This window comes from Stenotrophomonas sp. SAM-B (assembly GCF_013387485.1).
Taxonomy (GTDB): Bacteria; Pseudomonadota; Gammaproteobacteria; order Xanthomonadales; family Xanthomonadaceae; genus Stenotrophomonas; species Stenotrophomonas maltophilia_AA.
The window spans coordinates 1-428 of sequence record NZ_JABBXB010000052.1 but is presented as its reverse complement, the minus strand read 5'-3'; the positions used below and the strand labels follow the sequence as shown (position 1 = coordinate 428).

The 428-nt window shown below is 49.3% G+C and carries 1 rRNA gene; it reads right to left on the bottom strand.

Features of this window, described 5'->3' with window-relative positions:
- Positions 1-428 (bottom strand): 16S ribosomal RNA (locus HH110_RS19195); the annotation flags it as partial.

Genomic DNA, 428 nt, shown 5'->3' with positions numbered 1-428 from the left:
CTACCCGGGTATCTAATCCCGTTTGCTCCCCACGCTTTCGTGCCTTAGTGTCAGAAACGTCCCAGTAGCCTGCCTACGCTATCGGTGTTCTTTCTAATATCTACGGATTTCACTCCTACACTAGAAATTCCAGCTACCCCTAACGCTCTCGAGCGGAGCAGTTTAGATAATAGTCTGAATGGTTGAGCCACCAGATTTCACTATCTACTTACCCTGCCACCTACGCAACTCTTTACACCCAGTCAATCCGGATAATGCTTGGACCCTACGTATGACCGCGGCTGCTGGCACGTAGTTAGCCGGTCCTTATTCATATGTTACCATCATATTTCTCGCATATAAAAGCAGTTTACAACCCGAAGGCCGTCATCCTGCACGCGGCGTTGCTCCATCAGGCTTTCGCCCATTGTGAAAGATTCCCTACTGCT